Origin of the sequence: Streptomyces sp. NPDC053560 (assembly GCF_044544605.1) — a bacterium.
Classification (GTDB): domain Bacteria; phylum Actinomycetota; class Actinomycetes; order Streptomycetales; family Streptomycetaceae; genus Streptomyces.
In genome coordinates this window covers 24,104-40,536 of the sequence record NZ_JBITXI010000001.1, presented here as the reverse complement: position 1 = coordinate 40,536, position 16,433 = coordinate 24,104, and the positions used below count along the sequence as shown (strand labels likewise).

The 16,433-nt window shown below is 71.9% G+C and carries 15 protein-coding genes; 7 read left to right on the top strand and 8 right to left on the bottom strand.

Annotation, left to right across the window (positions count from 1 at the left end):
* The first annotated feature begins 30 nt into the window (after positions 1-30).
* A complete protein-coding gene (locus ACIGQF_RS00195; protein WP_399703353.1) occupies positions 31-1,611 on the top strand; it encodes an alpha/beta hydrolase in 1,581 nt (526 codons plus the stop codon).
* A 60-nt stretch (positions 1,612-1,671) separates the two neighbouring features.
* Here the strand turns inward: ACIGQF_RS00195 and ACIGQF_RS00190 are convergent, their stop codons facing one another.
* The 3 genes from ACIGQF_RS00190 to ACIGQF_RS00180 form a co-directional block, all read right to left on the bottom strand.
* Complete coding sequence (locus ACIGQF_RS00190; RefSeq protein ID WP_399703350.1) at positions 1,672-2,370, bottom strand: lysophospholipid acyltransferase family protein; 699 nt, start codon at positions 2,368-2,370, stop codon at positions 1,672-1,674.
* Positions 2,371-2,513: 143 nt separating this feature from the next.
* A complete protein-coding gene (locus tag ACIGQF_RS00185) occupies positions 2,514-3,716 on the bottom strand; it encodes an acyl-CoA dehydrogenase family protein (protein WP_399703348.1) in 1,203 nt (400 codons plus the stop codon).
* A gap of 38 nt (positions 3,717-3,754) precedes the next feature.
* The gene (locus tag ACIGQF_RS00180) at positions 3,755-5,395 is read right to left on the bottom strand and encodes an AMP-binding protein (protein ID WP_399703345.1); all 1,641 of its coding nucleotides are present in this window, start codon (positions 5,393-5,395) and stop codon (positions 3,755-3,757) included.
* A 147-nt stretch (positions 5,396-5,542) separates the two neighbouring features.
* Here ACIGQF_RS00180 and ACIGQF_RS00175 point away from each other — a divergent pair, with 147 nt between their 5' ends.
* The gene (locus tag ACIGQF_RS00175) at positions 5,543-6,139 is read left to right on the top strand and encodes a TetR/AcrR family transcriptional regulator (protein WP_399703342.1); all 597 of its coding nucleotides are present in this window, start codon (positions 5,543-5,545) and stop codon (positions 6,137-6,139) included.
* 59 nt (positions 6,140-6,198) lie between these two features.
* Here ACIGQF_RS00175 and ACIGQF_RS00170 read toward each other — a convergent pair whose 3' ends face one another.
* The gene (locus tag ACIGQF_RS00170; protein WP_399703340.1) at positions 6,199-7,554 is read right to left on the bottom strand and encodes an MFS transporter; all 1,356 of its coding nucleotides are present in this window, start codon (positions 7,552-7,554) and stop codon (positions 6,199-6,201) included.
* Between the two features lie 80 nt (positions 7,555-7,634).
* The gene (locus ACIGQF_RS00165; protein WP_399703337.1) at positions 7,635-8,588 is read right to left on the bottom strand and encodes an alpha/beta fold hydrolase; all 954 of its coding nucleotides are present in this window, start codon (positions 8,586-8,588) and stop codon (positions 7,635-7,637) included.
* A gap of 123 nt (positions 8,589-8,711) precedes the next feature.
* Between ACIGQF_RS00165 and ACIGQF_RS00160 the strand changes: the two genes are divergently transcribed.
* Entirely contained in the window at positions 8,712-9,446 is a 735-nt protein-coding gene (locus ACIGQF_RS00160; protein ID WP_399703334.1) for a TetR/AcrR family transcriptional regulator, read from the top strand.
* Between the two features lie 24 nt (positions 9,447-9,470).
* Here the strand turns inward: ACIGQF_RS00160 and ACIGQF_RS00155 are convergent, their stop codons facing one another.
* Positions 9,471-9,998, bottom strand: coding sequence for a TetR/AcrR family transcriptional regulator (locus ACIGQF_RS00155; RefSeq protein ID WP_399703331.1), 528 nt, complete (start codon positions 9,996-9,998; stop codon positions 9,471-9,473).
* A 361-nt stretch (positions 9,999-10,359) separates the two neighbouring features.
* On the opposite strand from ACIGQF_RS00155, the gene ACIGQF_RS00150 reads away from it, so the two are divergent.
* The 3 genes from ACIGQF_RS00150 (at position 10,360) to ACIGQF_RS00140 (ending at position 13,522) form a co-directional block, all read left to right on the top strand.
* Positions 10,360-12,018 carry a catalase gene (locus tag ACIGQF_RS00150; RefSeq protein WP_399703328.1) on the top strand — a complete coding sequence of 553 codons (1,659 nt, stop codon included), beginning with the start codon at positions 10,360-10,362 and terminating at the stop codon, positions 12,016-12,018.
* A gap of 98 nt (positions 12,019-12,116) precedes the next feature.
* Complete coding sequence (locus tag ACIGQF_RS00145; RefSeq protein WP_399703325.1) at positions 12,117-12,425, top strand: hypothetical protein; 309 nt, start codon at positions 12,117-12,119, stop codon at positions 12,423-12,425.
* 50 nt (positions 12,426-12,475) lie between these two features.
* Positions 12,476-13,522, top strand: a complete 1,047-nt coding sequence (locus ACIGQF_RS00140; RefSeq protein ID WP_399703322.1) for an MBL fold metallo-hydrolase — start codon at positions 12,476-12,478, stop codon at positions 13,520-13,522.
* Positions 13,523-13,538: 16 nt separating this feature from the next.
* Here ACIGQF_RS00140 and ACIGQF_RS00135 read toward each other — a convergent pair whose 3' ends face one another.
* A complete protein-coding gene (locus ACIGQF_RS00135; RefSeq protein WP_399703320.1) occupies positions 13,539-13,934 on the bottom strand; it encodes a tautomerase family protein in 396 nt (131 codons plus the stop codon).
* A gap of 194 nt (positions 13,935-14,128) precedes the next feature.
* On the opposite strand from ACIGQF_RS00135, the gene ACIGQF_RS00130 reads away from it, so the two are divergent.
* Complete coding sequence (locus tag ACIGQF_RS00130; protein ID WP_399704728.1) at positions 14,129-14,824, top strand: alpha/beta hydrolase; 696 nt, start codon at positions 14,129-14,131, stop codon at positions 14,822-14,824.
* Between the two features lie 119 nt (positions 14,825-14,943).
* Here the strand turns inward: ACIGQF_RS00130 and ACIGQF_RS00125 are convergent, their stop codons facing one another.
* A complete protein-coding gene (locus ACIGQF_RS00125) occupies positions 14,944-16,224 on the bottom strand; it encodes a family 16 glycosylhydrolase (RefSeq protein ID WP_399703317.1) in 1,281 nt (426 codons plus the stop codon).
* Between the last annotated feature and the right edge of the window lie 209 nt (positions 16,225-16,433).

The following is a 16,433-nucleotide window of genomic DNA, read 5'->3' as shown; positions in this document are numbered from 1 at the left end:
AGTGGCGCACCATGCAGGGGGAACAACCACGTGAGACGTACAGCAGCGCTCGGCGCCGCCGGGAGCCTGGTGGCCGGCGCGCTCATAGCCGGCGCCATCGCCGCCACGCCCGCCAGCGCCGGCGTGAACCACCAGCGCGGCTCCGCCGAGGACCGCGGTGTGAAGCTCGCCGCGGCGCGCGCCGCCGATGCCGGTGTCGACTGGCAGACCTGTCCCAAGGACTGGGGCCTGGACGCCCCGATCCAGTGCGGGTTCGTGACCGTGCCGGTCGACTACGCCAAGCCCAACGGCAAGAAGATCAAGATCGCGGTGGACCGGGCCAAGAGCACCGGCACCAAGGGCGAGCGCCAGGGCTCCCTGGTCTACAACCCCGGCGGTCCCGGCGGTTCCGGCCTCCGCTTCCCGACCCGGGTGACGACCAAGAACCCGATCTACGCCAAGATGGCCAAGGCCTACGACTTCGTCGGTTTCGACCCGCGCGGTGTCGGCCACTCGTCCCCGATCTCCTGCGCGGACCCGCAGGAGTTCGTCAAGGCGCCCAAGGCCGACCCGGTGCCGGACAGTGAGGCCGACAAGCGCGCCCAGCGCAAGCTCGCCGCGGAGTACGCCGAGGGCTGCAAGGAGCGCAGCGGCAGCCTGCTCCGGCACATGACGACGCCCAACACCGTCCGTGACCTGGACGTGGTGCGCGCGGCCCTGGGCGACAAGAAGCTCAACTACCTCGGCGTCTCCTACGGCACGTACCTCGGCGCCGTCTACGCCACGCTCTTCCCCGACCACGTGCGCCGGATGCTCGTCGACTCGGTCGTGAACCCCTCGCGCGAGAAGGTCTGGTACCAGGCCAACCTCGACCAGGACCTCGCCTTCGAGACCCGCTGGGGCGACTGGAAGAAGTGGGTCGCGAAGAACGACGCGACGTACCACATCGGCGACACCCCCGAGAAGGTCCAGGCGCAGTGGGAGAAGCTGCGCGCGGCCGCGAAGAAGTCGCCGCTCGGCGGCAAGGTCGGCCCGGCCGAACTCACCGGCTTCTTCCAGAACGCCCCGTACTACGACTCGATGTGGGCGCCGGTCGCCAAGGCGTGGAGCGCGTACGTCGCCGGTGACGAGAAGCCGATCATCGAGAACGCCGCGCCCGACATGAGCGACAAGGCCGGCAACATCGCGTCGGAGAACGGCAACGCGGTCTACACGGCCGTGGAGTGCAACGACGCCAAGTGGCCCACGAGCTGGCAGCGCTGGGACCGGGACAACACCCGTATCCACGAGAAGGCCCCGTTCATGACGTGGTCCAACGCCTGGATGAACCTGCCCTGCGCCACCTGGCCGGAGAAGCAGCAGACCCCGGTGAACGTCAAGACCGGCAAGGGCCTGCCCAGCGTGCTGATCGTGCAGAGCGAGCGGGACGCCGCGACCCCGTACGAGGGCGCCGTCGAGCTGCACCGCCGCCTGGCGGGCTCGCGCATGATCACCGAGAAGGACGCCGGTTCGCACGGCGTCACCGGCCAGGTCAACCCCTGCATCAACGACCGCGTGGACGCGTACTTCGTGGACGGGAAGACCGACGCCAAGGACGTGACCTGCACTCCGCACGCCACGCCCAAGCCGTAGCGGTCACCGACAGCACGGCACAGCACGGGGCGCCCGGGATTCTCCCGGGTGCCCCGTTCGCTAGTGCTGGTGGCCGGACGCCTGCTGCTGTGCGGCCTTCGCGTCGGGTGCGTACAGGTCGACGTACTCCTGCCCCGACAGCTTCATGATCTCGTACATGATCTCGTCGGTGACGGCCCGCAGTGCCGCGTGCTCGGACGACAGATCCGCGTACCGGGAGAAGTCCATCGGCTCCCCGAAACGGATCGTGACGCGGATGGCGCGCGGCAGCCGCCGCCCGGCCGGCTGGGCCTCGAACGTGCCGATCATCGCGCACGGCACCACCTTCACCCCCGCCTCCAGCGCCATCGCGGCGACGCCGGTACGGCCCTTGTAGAGCCGCCCGTCGTGCGACCGGGTGCCCTCCGGGTAGATCCCCAGCAGCCGCCCCTTGCGCAGCACGTTGACCCCCGACCGGATCGCCGCCCGCGACGCCTTCCCGCCCGACCGGTCCACCGGAATCTGCCCGACGCCCCGGAAGAACGCCGCGGTCAGCCGCCCCTTCAGGCCAGGCCCGGTGAAATACTCGGACTTGGCCAGAAACGTGACCCTGCGGGGCACGATCGCGGGCATCACGAAGTGATCGGCGAAGGACAGGTGATTGCCGGCGATGATCGCCGCCCCTTCCTCAGGTATGTGCTCCAGCCCCTCCACCCTGGGCCGGAAGACCACCCGCAACAGCGGGCCCAGGAAGACGTACTTGAGCACCTGGTAGAACACGCCCTTGTCCCTCCCTCTGCCGACCACGGGCAACACCAGTGTTTCCGCAGGTCAGCTGTGTTGTGAGGGTCAGAAGTGTAAGCGCGTGAACGGGTAGCTGTAACCACGTACAACCGGACGGATACCGGATCGGTGCGGTGGGGTCACCCCAGGGCGGCGAGGCTCTTCGCGATGCCGTTGCGCTGGATCTCCGACGTACCCGTCAGTACGCGGAACATCCGCATCTTCCGGAACAGGAACTCGATCTCGTTGCCCTGCGTGAGCCCTTCCTTGCCGTGGATCTGCACGGCGCGGTCCAGGACGCGGAAGGCGGACTCGGCGACGAACAGCTTGCACATGAAGGCCTCGGTACGGACGTCGGCGCCGCGGTCCAGCGAGGCGAGGGCGGCGTACGTCATGGCGCGCGCCGCGTAGAACTCGGTCGCCATGTCGGCCAGCTGGTGCTGGATCGCCTGCAAGGAGCCCAGCGGACGGCCGCCGGCCACGGTGCGGTCGCGCGCGCGGTCGAGGGTGAGGCGGAGCGCGCGCCGGGTGGCGCCGAGCGCGGTCGGGCAGTGCAGCAGCCGGTTGACCGTCACCCGGCCCAGGGCGATGCGCAGGCCCTCGCCCTCCTTGCCCAGCAGGTTGCCGGCCGGCACCCGGCAGTCGTCGAGGACGATGTCGCTCTCGATGTGCTCGCCGGACATCGGCGTCGCCCCCTCCCGCACCTCGCAGCCGGGACTGTCGAGGTCGACCAGGAAAGCGGAGAAGGCGTCCTCGGTGTCGGCCATGCGGGCCACCATGATGGCGAAGTCGGCGAACGGCCCGGCGGAGCTGAACACCTTGTGACCGGTCAGGCGGTAGCCGTCGCCGTCGCGTACGGCGGTGGTGCGCATCGCGCGCACGTCGGATCCCGCGTCGGTCTCCGTCAGCGAGAAGCAGCACGCCCGCTCGCCGCGCACCACCGGCAGCAGATGGCTGTCGAGCTGCTCCTCCGTGGCGTGGCGCATGATGTCACCGGCGCGCAGCGGTCCGCCCATGTCGCCCAGGACGGAGTGGCCGAGGACACGTCCGCTCGCCGCCACCTCCTCCTTGAGCGCGGCCAGTTCGGTGTGGGAGAGGTGCTGTCCGCCGTACCGCTCGGGCAGGTGGATGCCGTAGAAGCCCAGCTCGCGGCTGCGCCTCCAGACGGGTTCGAGGTCGGCGCGGGTGAGCCGGGACTCGCGGGTGAGGCCGCGGTCGGCTTCGTACGCGGCGAGTTCGCCGTCGAGATAGTCGCGGAGCCGGCCGACGAGGGCGGCGAGGCGCGGCTCCGCGTACTCGGGCCGCAGGGAGAAGGACGGGGAGAGGGGCGTGTCGGGGTGCATGGACGGGGTGTCTCCTGGTCTCGCGAGGCGGGCGTTTCTCAGTTCACGCGGCGGTCGGCGCCCGCCCAGTACGGCTCGCGGACCGCCCTGCGGTCGAGCTTGCCGTTGCGGTTGTGGGGCAGTTCGGGCACGAAGGCCACCGAGCGGGGCTTCTTGAACCGGTCCAGGTGCCGGGCGCAGAACTCGGTCAGCTCCTCGGCCGTCACGGTGCGGCCGGCGCGGGTGACGACGACGGCGTGCACGGCTTCGCCCCAGCGCTCGTCGGGCACGCCGACCACGCAGACCTCCTGCACGGCGGGGTGCTCGTAGAGGACGGTCTCCACCTCGGTGCAGTAGATGTTGAAGCCGCCGGAGATGATCATGTCTTTCATGCGGTCGACGAGGAAGAGATAGCCGTCCTCCCGCATCCAGGCCAGATCGCCGGTGTGCACCCACCCGTCGCGGAAAGCCCCGGCGGACAGCTCCGGTGCGCGCCAGTACTCCCGTACGCAGTCCGGGCCGCGCACGATGATCTCGCCGATCTCGCGCGGCGGCAGGTCCCGGCCCGCCTCGTCCACCACCCGTATCTCGGAGTCGTAGGCGGCGCGGCCGCAGGACTGGAGCAGCTCGGGGTCCTCCGTGATGGCCCGTGCGAGGTCCGCGCTCGGTATCCCGGCGACGACGCTGGTGGTCTCGCCCAGGCCGTACCCCTGCGCGACCACGGGACCGAAGAGTTCCACCGCGGCGCGGAGCCGCGCGGGGGAGACCGGGGCGCCGCCGATGCGGACGCTGTCGAGGCTGGACAGGTCGCGGTCGGCCACGCCCGGGTGGGTCAGTACGCCGTTGAGCATGGCCGGTACGAGGAACGTGGCGGTGATGCGCTCCCGCTCCACGGTGTCGAGGAACGCCTCCGGACTCCAGGCCGGCAGGACGTGGGTGGTGGCGCCGCCGAAGACCTGGGCGAGCAGGACCATGCCGGTGGCGTGGGTGATCGGCCCGCAGGCCAGGTAGCGGGAACCGGGCCGGGGGCGGGAGTCGTCGCTCATCAGCTGCTTGCGCATGTTGGCCAGCCGGTTCCCGAACGTCTGCACCGCCGCCTTCAGCGCACCGGTTGATCCGGAGGTGAAGTTGAGGACGCACGGGTCGTCCTGCGCGGTGTCGACGCGGACGGCGTCGCCGCTTCCCTCGGCGACCAGCCGCTCGTAGGGGAGCACCCCGGTGGCCTCCGGCGTGGCATCGTCCGGTGCGGCGAGGTCCGCCGTCGTGGCCGTGGCCGTGGCCGTGGGCGTGGGCGCCGCGCCGATCTCGTCGTCCCCCAGTTCCACGGGCAGACAGCCGGTGCCGGCCGAGGTGAGGGCCGCGAGTGCGTCCTCCCGGTGGGCGGTGTCGAAGACGAGCACCCGGACCGGGGCGTCCCGCAGGATGTGCCCGACCTCCCGGCGGCCGAGGCGTGCGTTGACCGGTACGCGCATCAGCCCGGCCTTGTAGAGGGCGAACTCGATCTCCACCAGCTCGCCGCGGTTCCACGCGAGCGAGGCGACCGCGTCGCCGGGGCGCAGCCCCCGTGCCAGCAGCGCGGAGGCCAGCCGGCCGGCCCGCTCCTCCAGGAGCCGGTACGACCAGGTGCGGGACCGGCAGACCAGCGCGTCGGCATCGGGCCAGTGGCGGGCGCTGCGGGTGAGGTAGACGCCGAGGTTCATCGGACAACTCCAGGCTTCATGCTGACTGTTTTCAGACAGAGTGTTCAGTAACAAATTCAATGTCAAGGGTCCCTAGACTGGAGACCGCGCTCCGGCCCTGCCGTGAGCGCGCCGAAACAGGTGCCGGCACGGGGATGCGGAGAGGCGATGGCCGAGGACAGAAGGGTCAGGAAGACCCGCAAGGCGCTGCGCGACGCCCTGGTGGCACTCGTACTGGAACGCGGCTTCGCCGCACTCAGCGTCGAGGACATCACCCGGCGCGCCGACGTGGCCCGCGCGACCTTCTACAGCCACTGCCGCGACAAGGACGAACTGTTCGCGCGGGTGACGTCCGACCTGCTCGCGGAGCTGGAGGCCCGGCTGCGTCCCGCGGTCGCCGAGAGCGCCGTCGGGTTCACGGGCAGGCCGGTGCTCGAAATGCTCCGGCACGCCCGCGACGAGCGGGACCTGTACCGGATCGTGCTGCGCGGCGAGGGGGACGGCAAGCCGCTGCGCATGTTCACGGAGGCCTGCGCGCGCGTCACGGCCGAGGAGTTCCGCACCCGTTCGGAACGCAACGACGTCCAGCCCCGCATCGACCCCGGCCTGCTGGCCCGGGCGTGGGTCGGCGAACAGATCGCCGTACTGCAGTGGTGGGTCGAGCACGAGACGGTACCGATGCCGGCCGAGGAGGTCGTCCGCATGCTGCTCGACCTCGCACTGCGAGGCCGCTACTGGGCCACGGGATTCGCCCCGCCGGCCTGATGTAGCGGTCTGACGCCGCGCCCCGCCGACCGGGGCCGACGGGGCGCCGGGCGAGGCCGTCAGGAGCGGCCGGGGGAGTCGGTCGGGAGACTCAGGCGGGTGGCGTCGCGTTCCGGGCGGACGAGTGTGAGGGCGAGTACGCCGCATACGGCCATCGCCGCGGCGGCCAGCAGGAACGCGTGGGCGTACCCGGCGGCCTCCGAGGTGGCGCCGTCGATGAGATGCCCCGTCAGGTACGGGACGAACAGTCCGGGCAGGGTGCCGGTCGCGGCGACGATGCCGAAGACCGCGCCCCGCTGCCGGGTGGGCACCACCTCGGCGGTGGTGACGTAGTGCAGCGGCAGCGCGACCGCGTGGCAGCCGAAAGCCAGTGCGAGCAGTACGAGTTGCGCGGGACCGGGGCTGGTGAAGGGGAAGGCCGCCATGGCGCCGCCCGACACCAGCACGGCCAGCCCCTGCGGGAGGCCGCTCGCCACGCGGCTGGAGGCGCCGCGCGTCTTGAGCGCGTCGGTGAACGGCGAGACCGTCAGCAGCAGGACGAAGCTCAGGGCCGAGACGCCGCTGACCATCAGGCCCACCTGCGCCGCCCCCATGCCCGTCTGCGTTCTCAGGTAGGCGGGCAGCCAGGCGCTGGCGAGGGCCAGGGCCCACTGCGCCGCGAACGCGCTGCAGATGCCGCCCAGTACCGTGCCGTTGAGCAGCACCTTCCGGTACGGCAGCGGGGCGCCGTCGGGCCGCGGCGTCGGTCCCGGTGCGGTCTTCGCCGTCGCGGGTTTCCCGTCGTCGCCGAACGGTCCTTCGCGCCCGGCCCGCAGCCAGACCAGCCCCCACGCGAAGCTGATGACCGCCAGCGCGGCGAACGCCGCACGCCAGCCGAAGTCGCTGATGAGCCAGGTCAGAAAGGGGGCGGCGAGCAGCGTGCCCAGTGCGGCCCCGCTGATGTGCAGGGCGGAGGGCAGCCCCCGCCGGTCGGCCGGGAACCACTTGTACAGGGCGTGCATGGACATCGCGGCCGCCGGCCCCTCGGCGGCGCCGAGCAGCACCCGGCCGGCGATCAGCGCGGGCACCGCGGCCGCGATCAGCGCCGGTAGCTGCGCCACCGCCCACAGCATCGTCAGCGTGAACAGGATCCCGCGCGTGCCAACGCGGGCCGAAAGGAACCCCACCACCAGCCCGGACACGCTGAAGAGCAGGTAGAAGGAGCCGGCGATGAGCCCGTACGTGCTCCTGCCGATGCCCAGCTCGTCCATCAGCGGCACCGCGGCCAGGCCCAGGACGGCCTTGTCCGCGTGGTTGACCACCATGAAGGCGACGATCAGCGCGGTGACGAGCCAGGCCCGGCGGGGGGCGCCGCCGGGCGGCCCGAACGGATCGGCGGGAACGGTGAGCGAGGGCTCGGAGGGACGGATGACCATGACAGCTCCCGCCAGTTACTGAACTAAGTGTCTGCTAACGCTTTAGCTGTCATGAAACTAGGCCGAAGGTGGTATGCCGGTCAACGGTCCGGAAGCGGGTTCCGTGAGCTCCGCTTCCGAGTCCGCGGTGCGGTGTCGGCCAGGGCGCGGATCTCCGTGGCGACCTTGTCCCACGCTGGCGCCGGAAGTTCATGGCCGACCTCGGGCAGGAGCACCAGCCGGGCGCCGCGGACCCGGGCCGCGATCGCCCTGCCCGCGGCGGGTTTGATCAGCGGGTCGTCCGCGCCGTGCAGGACTAGCATGGGCAGGGCGAGCGCGCTGATCGGCGGGCCGTGCCACTGCGCGCCGATCTGCCGGCTCTGCGCCTCCTGGTCGTGCACGCCGCTGTCGGCGTTGCCCTCGGCCGCCTCCCGGGCGGCCCGCTCGTCGAAGGCGCGGCGCGGCGAGGCCAGCAGCCGGGAGACGGCGACGCCGGCCGCCACGGCCCCCTCCCGTGTGTCGGGAAACCTCAGGCGGGCGAACTTCGCCAGCGTCCCCAGCCGTACGTACCGCAGGGTCCGCAGCCCCGAGACGTCGCCGGGAACGGAGGCCATGGTGGTCAGCGTCCGCACCCGGCCCGGGTGCCGCAGCGCCACGCGCTGTGCGACGGCGCCGCCGAGCGAGACGCCCAGCAGGTGTGCCGATTGCCAGCCGAGGGCGTCCAGGACGGCGACCGCGTCGTCCGCCATGTCCTCGGCGGTGTAGGCCGTTCCGCGCCGGCGGAGCAGCGCCGAGATCGGATTGCGGGTGGCGGTGGGCGGCAGGTGGGTCGACTCCCCGCCGTCGCGCTGGTCGTAACGGGCCACCGCGAAGCCCTGTGCGGCCAGCGTCCGGCACAGCCCGTCCGGCACCCACCGCCGGTTGGCGCCCAGGCCGATGACCAGCAGCAACGGCTCGCCGTCGGCACATTCGGCCAGCCGGTCGTAGGCCAGTCGCACCGTGCCGTTCTCGGCCCGGCGTACCGGGCTCCACGGGCGCGTCGGTGATGAGGACATGAGTCCCTCCCTGTAACTGCGAACGGTGTTCTCAGTTTTAGGGTAAGGGATGTGCCGAAGAGGGATGAATCGAAGAGGCAGGCGCCGAAATCCGGGGACGGCCGGGAGAAGGCGGGTGGGCGAGTGTCCGGGGAACCTGTGACGGTCTGGGCGCGGCCCGAACGCGGCACCCGCGGCCCGGCGGCCGCGCACAGCCGCGCGGAGCTGACCGCGGTCGCCGTCGCGCTGGCCGACCGCGGCGGTCTGGCGGCGGTGACGATGCGTCAGGTGGCCAAGGAGCTGGGCGCCGGCCAGGCATCGCTCTACCGCTACCTCTCGGGCCGCGCGGACCTGCTCGACCTCATGGCGGACGCGGTGGCCGGCGAGATCGACCTCGCGGAACCTCTCTCCGGCGACCCCGTTGCGGACCTGGTCGCCCTGGCGGTCCGGACCAAGGCCGTCCACCTGCGGCACCCCTGGCTGTCCGACATCCCGCCGGAACCGCTCCGGCTCGGCCCCCGGGGCCTGGACTACCTGGAATACGCGCTCCGGGCGCTGGCGCCTGCCCGATTGCCGGGCCGGGCGAAGGTGGAGGCCGTCGCCCTGATGAACGCCCTGATCGCCCAGTTCGCCCGGACGGAGCTCCAGGGGGCCCGTACGGACACCGACCGCCGGACGGCACAGGCCGCCTACCTGAACGAAGCGGCGGCCCGCGGCGACCACCCGCACCTCGCGGCCGCCCTGGCGGATGACACCGCGACGGACCCGGCGGCGGGCCCGGTGGCGGACCCGGCAACGGACGCCGCGGCGGACCCGCAGGAGCTGTTCACGCGCACGATGCACCGCGTCCTCACCGGCCTCGTGCAGCCCGCCCCCTGAACCGCCCGGCCGGGGCGGCGGCGCTCACGGGCGCACGGACTGCCAGATACGGTCGGGGAGGGTGCGGACGGCCTCGTCCAGGTCGACGTCCCCGACGGAGAGCCAGCGGCGGGCGACCCCGATCACGGGCCCGAGCAGGAGGGACTCCAGCAGCGGGGTGGGCAGCGGGGCGAGTTCACCGGCGTCGGTACGGCCCTGGATCCAGCCGGCGATCGGCGACAGCCGGGCCTCCGGGGCGGCACGGATCTGCGGGGCGTGCGCCATGCCGTAACGGTCGGCGCTCGCGGAGTGCACGAGCCGCGCCGCGTCCGGATGCTCCCGGAGGAAATCCAGGTAGGCACGGACGACGGCCCGGATGCCCGAGCGGGCGGTGCGGGTCCGCTCCAGGGCCCCGGACAGGCGGTCGAGCAGCCGCCCCAGCCAGCGCAGCGTGAGCGCCGTGACCAGGCCGTCGATGCTGCCGAAGTGGTGGTACAGGCTGCCCGGGCTGACGCCGCTGGCTCTGGTGACCGCGCTGACGGTGAGGCCCGGTTCACCCGAGGCCGCGTACACCCCGAGAGCTGCGCTCGGCGCACCGGATTCCGGACCGGAACCGTGACCACCGCCGCACCTTCACCCTCCGCCCCGGCCCCCAGTTCCGGGCATTGCGCGCCGCCGCCGGGCGCGACTACACCGCGGCCGAGCGCAGGCTCCTGCCGGCCGGGACGCCGCCCGGCCCGCCCTGTTCCTGACCGGTGCGCGAGACATGGGCAGTGCCCCGCTGTGACCGATAGCGCCGCTGCGCCGACCGGGTGCAGGCCAAGATGGTGAACTTCTGCACTGATTCCGCCCGAATGGGTACCCCTGTTCCACCCGAGCCCTACCCATACGGCGCGGACCGAGCGTCTTCGAGTGCTGAAGGAAACCGAGAGCAGTGACAGACGTAGCAAGCCAGGGGCCGGCCCCCGGCGACGACCGCCCCGTGCTGACCAATCGTCAGGGCCACCCGGTCTACGACAACCAGAACCAGCGGACGGTCGGCGCGCGCGGACCCGCCACTCTGGAGAACTACCAGTTCCTGGAGAAGATCAGCCACTTCGACCGCGAGCGCATCCCGGAGCGCGTCGTGCACGCCCGCGGTGTGACGGCCTACGGCTACTTCGAGAGCTACGGGAAGTGGGGCGAGGAGCCGATCGGCCGGTACAGCCGGGCCAAGCTGTTCCAGGAGGCCGGCAAGCGCACCGACGTGGCCGTGCGCTTCTCCACCGTCATCGGCGGCCGGGACTCCTCCGAGGCCGCCCGCGACCCGCGCGGTTTCGCGGTGAAGTTCTACACCGAGGACGGCAACTGGGACCTGGTCGGCAACAACCTGGGCGTGTTCTTCATCCGGGACGCCATCAAGTTCCCCGACGTCATCCACGCGCTCAAGCCCGACCCGGTCACGCACGAGCAGAAGCCGGCCCGGATCTTCGACTTCATGTCGCAGACCCCGGAGTCGATGCACATGCTCGTCAACCTCTTCAGCCCCCGCGGCATCCCCGCCGACTACCGCCACCAGCAGGGCTTCGGCGTCAACACTTACAAGTGGGTCAACGGCGAGGGGAAGACCGTCCTGGTCAAGTACCACTGGATGCCCAAGCAGGGCGTACGCAGCATGACCGAGGAGGACGCGGCCAACGTACAGGCCGGGGAGCTCGGTCACGCGACCAAGGACCTGTACGAGGCGATCGGCCGCGGCGACCACCCCGAGTGGGAGCTGCTCGTCCAGATGATGGACGACCACGACCACTCCGAGCTGGACTTCGACCCGCTGGACGACACCAAGACCTGGCCGGAGCAGGACTTCCCGCCGCAGCCCGTCGGCCGGATGGTGCTGAACCGCATGCCGGACAACTACTTCGCCGAGAACGAGCAGATCTCCTTCGGCACCGGCGTCCTCGTCGACGGACTGGACTTCTCCGACGACAAGATGCTCGTCGGACGCACCTTCTCCTACAGCGACACCCAGCGGTACCGCGTCGGCCCGAACTACCTTCAGCTGCCGGTCAACCGCGCCAAGAACGCCACCGTGCACACCAACCAGCGCGACGGCCTCATGGCGTACGAGCAGGACCAGCACGGGGGCAACCCGGAGGTCAACTACGAGCCGTCGATCACCGGCGGGCTGCACGAGGGCCAGTACCCCACCCACGACGAGCAGGGGCCCGAGATCCGGGGCCGGCTCACCCGCAAGCGCATCCCGCGCGCCAACGACTACCTCCAGGCGGGCCAGCGGTACTGCCTCATGGAGGACTGGGAGCGCGACGAGCTGGTGAACAACTTCATCACCCTGATCTCCCAGGCCGACCGCGCGGTCCAGGAGCGGATGGTGTGGCACTTCCTGCTGGTCGAGAACGACCTGGGCCTGCGGGTCGGCAAGGGCCTGGGCATCGGTCCGCAGGATGTCACCCACCTGAAGCCGCTGGCCGGCCAGGACCTGACGGACGAGGACCGCAAGCGGCTGTCGAACCTCGGCGACAATCCGCCGCGTGACGTCTCCGGCCTCACCATGACGCACTGCGTCCCCGATGAGCGGCATGTCGTCACCCGCTGACGGGCACCCGTGAGCGGACGGACGACGCTCCGGGCCGCGGCTCCGCCGGACACCCGGCGGAGCCGTACCCCGAGCGACGGGAGGAGGAGCGGCAGCACATGGCGGCGGTGAAGCGGTACGCGGTAGCGGCATCGGGGCAGTGGACGGACGAGGAGGACGGCCGCCGCCGGCTTCCCGCGGGCGAGGTGCACGCCTGGGAACAGGGCCTGAACCAGACCGTGTGCGGCCTCTCCCTCAGCCGCTCGCAGCTGGCACGCTTCCCGCACGTCGGATGGCCCGACATCCTCCCCGAGTCCGGCGGCGCCGCGGACCGCGTCCAACGTGTCTGCCCCCGCTGCGCGTCCGTGGCCGGCCGCAGCGGCCTCGACGCCCGCCCCCGCTGGCACCGTACGAACCCACGGCCGTGATGTCGGGGAGGCGGAACACGCCCGTCCACCGCGGGGCTCCCGTATCGTGAGTGCGGCTCGGCGCAGGTGCCGGGACGGTCGCCACTCACCTGCCGGTCACGGCCCGGGAGCTGCCCATGACGTCCTCGTACCGCCCTGACGGATCGGCCGGCCGACAGCTCTCGCGGCGTCGCTTCGGACAGTTGGCCGCCCTCGGCCTCGCCGCCGGAGCCGGTGCCGGAACGTCTGCCCTCGCCGCGCCGGCCGTGGCCGCGGAGGAGGACGCGCAGGCGCACTACGACCGGGCGCGCAGGCTCGCCGGACGCGACCCGGTCCTGCGTGCCGTCGCCTCCGCACTGACCCCCGGCGTCGAGTTCCCCCGGCCGCCCGCGCCGGCCCCGCTCCGGCTCTTCGACAATCTCGCCTTCCTGAGCGCGGGCTGGGTCTCCGCCATGGCGGTGCTGACCGACGACGGGATCGTACTGATCGACGCGCTCACCTCCCCTGCAGAGGCCGAGAGCGTCATCGTCGGCGGGCTCCGCGAACTGGGCGCCCGCCCGCAGACCATCAAGTACGTCATCGCCACCCACGGCCACGGGGACCACATCGGCGGCGCGCAGTACCTGGCCGACCGCTACGGGGCTCGCGTGCTGATGACGCCCGCCGACTGGGACCTCGTCGCCCGCACCCGCCCGGACCACGCCCCCGACCGGGACCTGGAGATCACGGACGGACAGCGCCTCACGCTCGGCGGCACGACGATCCGGCTGCACCGCACTCCCGGCCACACCCCGGGCACCGTCTCACCCGTCCTCCCCGTACGGGCCGGCCGCGCGCGGCACACGGCCATGCTGTGGGGCGGCACCAACCCGCCCGGCACGCCCGCGGAGCTCCGCGCCTACCTGGCGTCCCTCCGCACCTTCCGGCACCGGACGCGCCGAGCGGGCGCCGACGTGGAACTCTCCAATCACCCCAACGACCACGGCCTCCAGCGCGCCGAGCAGCTCCGCGCAGCCCCCGACGGCCCGAACCCGTTCGTCCTCGGCCGCCGGCGGACGGACCGCTACCTGGCGGTCATGGAGTCCATGCTCCGCGGCCGGCTCGCCGACGCGTCCTGACGCCGTGAGGGCCCGGTCAAGCCGGTGGGGAAGCGGCGTACTGCGCCTCGCCGTTGCCGAGTGACCAGTCGACCGGTGCGTTCTCGGTGAGGGTGATGAACACGTTCCGCGGCTCGGTCCCGGCGTACTCCTGGGCCAGTTCGGCGATGCGCCGGTACAGCGCTTTCTTCTGCTCGGCGGTGCGTCCCGCGCGCATGGTGAGGGCGACGTAGACGATGCCGTCGTCGCGGTGGACGCCGAGGTAGTCGTCGTAGCGCAGTGTGCTGTGCGTGCCGTCGTGGCCGGTCAGGATCTGGAAGCGGTCGTCGGGCGGGAAGCCGAGCGTTTCCACGAGGGCGTCGTGCACGGCGCGGCCGAGCGCGTCGAGGTGTTCGCCGGCGGTGCCCATCGCGTCGATACGGACCAGTGGCATGGGGTTTCTCCTCGGGGATGGGGCGGGAGCCCGGGTCAGGAATGTACATACTAGTAGTTACAAAAGGGTGGCAGGAGCGGGTGGCGCCAGGAGGAGCGTTCTGCTTGAGGTGCTGACATGGTGGGCAGGACTGGCCGACAGATGTCGACGAGCGAGGCGAGGCGGGAACGGTGCAGGAGACGGGGGTGCGCGGCGTGGATTCCGCGCTGGTGACGCGGGCCGCCACGGCCCGGACGGCGGCGGCCGCTGTGCTCGTGCTCCACGGCGGGCGGGAAGAGGGGCTCGACGCGCCCCGGCGGGGGAACCTGGCGGCCGCCCGCATGCGCCCCTTCACCCGGGCGATCGCGCGGGCGACGGCGCAGGACAGCGTGTTCGTGGGGGAGGTGCGGTACCGCCACCGCGGGTGGAACGGCGACCGGGAGGACGCGGCGCTGGACGCCCGGCGCGCGGTCGACGAGCTGATCGAACTCGCGGGGGAGGTGCCCGTCGTGCTGGTCGGGCACTCCATGGGCGGCCGTGCGGCGCTGCGGGCCGCCGGGCACCCGCTCGTACGGTCCGTCGTGGCCCTCGCCCCGTGGTGCCCCGCCGGTGAGCCGGTGGCGCAGCTGGACGGCCGCCGCCTGGTCCTCGTGCACGGAGACCGGGACCGTACGACCGATCCGCGTGACTCCTGGCGGTTCGCCGCCCGGGCCGCCGAGGCGGGCGCTCGCCCGTGCACCGTGACGATGCGGGGCGGCGACCACCCCATGCTGCGCAGAGCCGGCGACTGGCACCGGCTCACCGTCTCGCTCGTCACGGGCCTTCTGGGGTCCACGCCACTGCCGCCCGCGGTGGCCGAGCGGCTGTCCGGTGAGGGTGGGGCGGAGGGGCCGACCCCGCTGGAGTGGTGACATGCCGAACGCGCTGCCGCGTACGACTGTTGAAGACAGTGGTACGCGGCAGCGCGTCGCTGCCACCTGTCACCAGCGGTGTGGACTCCCGTTTCCCTGCGCCGCCGGTGACCGCTTTCTCACGTCACCAGTGACCACTTCTGGTTCGCGGCGCCCGTGCACGTCCACAGCTGGGTCGGCGTGCCGTCGGCCGGGTTGTTGCCGACGACGTCCAGGCACTTGTTCGCGGGGAGGTTGACCAAGTCGTTGCTCGACGCGTTGTACGACCACCGCTGCGCGCCCGTGCCGTTGCAGTCCCACAGCTGTACGCGGGTGCCGTCAGCCGTACCGGCGCTCGCGGCGTCGAGGCACTTGCCGAGCGCCCGTACGGTGCTGTCGGCGCCCGTCGTCCAGCGCTGCGCGGCGTTGCCGTTGCAGTTGGCGAGCTGCACCTTCGTCCCGTTGGCGGTGCTGGCGTTCGCCACGTCCAGGCACTTGCCGGACAGCCCCCGGAAGGTGCCGGTGGTGCCGGCGCTGTCGGAGGTGGTGACCTTGACGTGGTCGACGACGAGCTGCTGGGGGAAGGAGGTCGACCCGTCGGGGTCGCCGGGCCAGTAGCCGCCGACGGCGAGGTTGAGGATGAGGAAGAACGGCTTGTTGAACGCCCACTGCTTGCCGCCGAGGTCGGCGGGGGTGCGGCGCTGGTAGACGTTGCCGTCCACCGACCAGGTGATGGAGTCCGGCGCCCAGTCGATGGCGAAGGTGTGGAAGGCGTCGGCGAAGGCCTGCCCGTTCGGGAGGGTGTACCCGGCGCCGATGCCGCCGCTGCCGGAGTAGCCGGGGCCGTGGATGGTGCCGTGCACCGTACCGGGCTCGAAGCCGACGTTCTCCATGATGTCGATCTCGCCGCTGTTGGGCCAGCCGACCTGACCGATGTCGTTGCCGAGCATCCAGAACGCCGGCCACATGCCCTGGCCGCGCGGCACCTTCATCCGGGCCTCGACATGGCCGTACTGTGCGGTGAACTTCCCGGAGGTGTTCAGCCGGGCCGAGGTGTACTCGCAACGGCCGTACCAGCATTGGTAGTTGTTGGGGTTCTCCTTGCGCGCGGTGATGACCAGCTGACCCTGGCCGTTCAGGGCGGCGTTGGAGTTGCCGGCGGTGTAGTACTGGCGCTCGTGGTTGTTCACGTTGTCGCCGGTCTCCAGCTGCCACTTGCCGCCGTCCACGGCCGATCCGGCCGGGCCGTCGAAGTTGTCCTCGAAGGTCACCGCCTGAGTGGACGCGGTGCGTTCGGCGGGCGGGGCCGCCGCGACGGCGGAGCCGGGCGCCCAGCTCAGCGCGGCGGTGAGCGCGGCGGCGGCCAGCGCCGTGCCGCGGAGAAAGCGCCGGTGTCTCGGTATGGGCACGCGTAGGGACATCTGACTCCCTCGGGGTGTGGGGGCGGAGAGGGGGACCGCGCGGCCGGGCGAGGGCTCGGCCGTACGAGGGGCGCGAGGGACGCCGACCGGTGCGGGTGGGTGCGGTCCGATATGGTCCGGACCTGTCGTGTCTTCGGGAAGTGAAGCGCTGTTGGCGCGAGCCTGTCAATAAGTTGGTGAGAGCGCTCTCGAAGAAGTGGCCCCGGGCG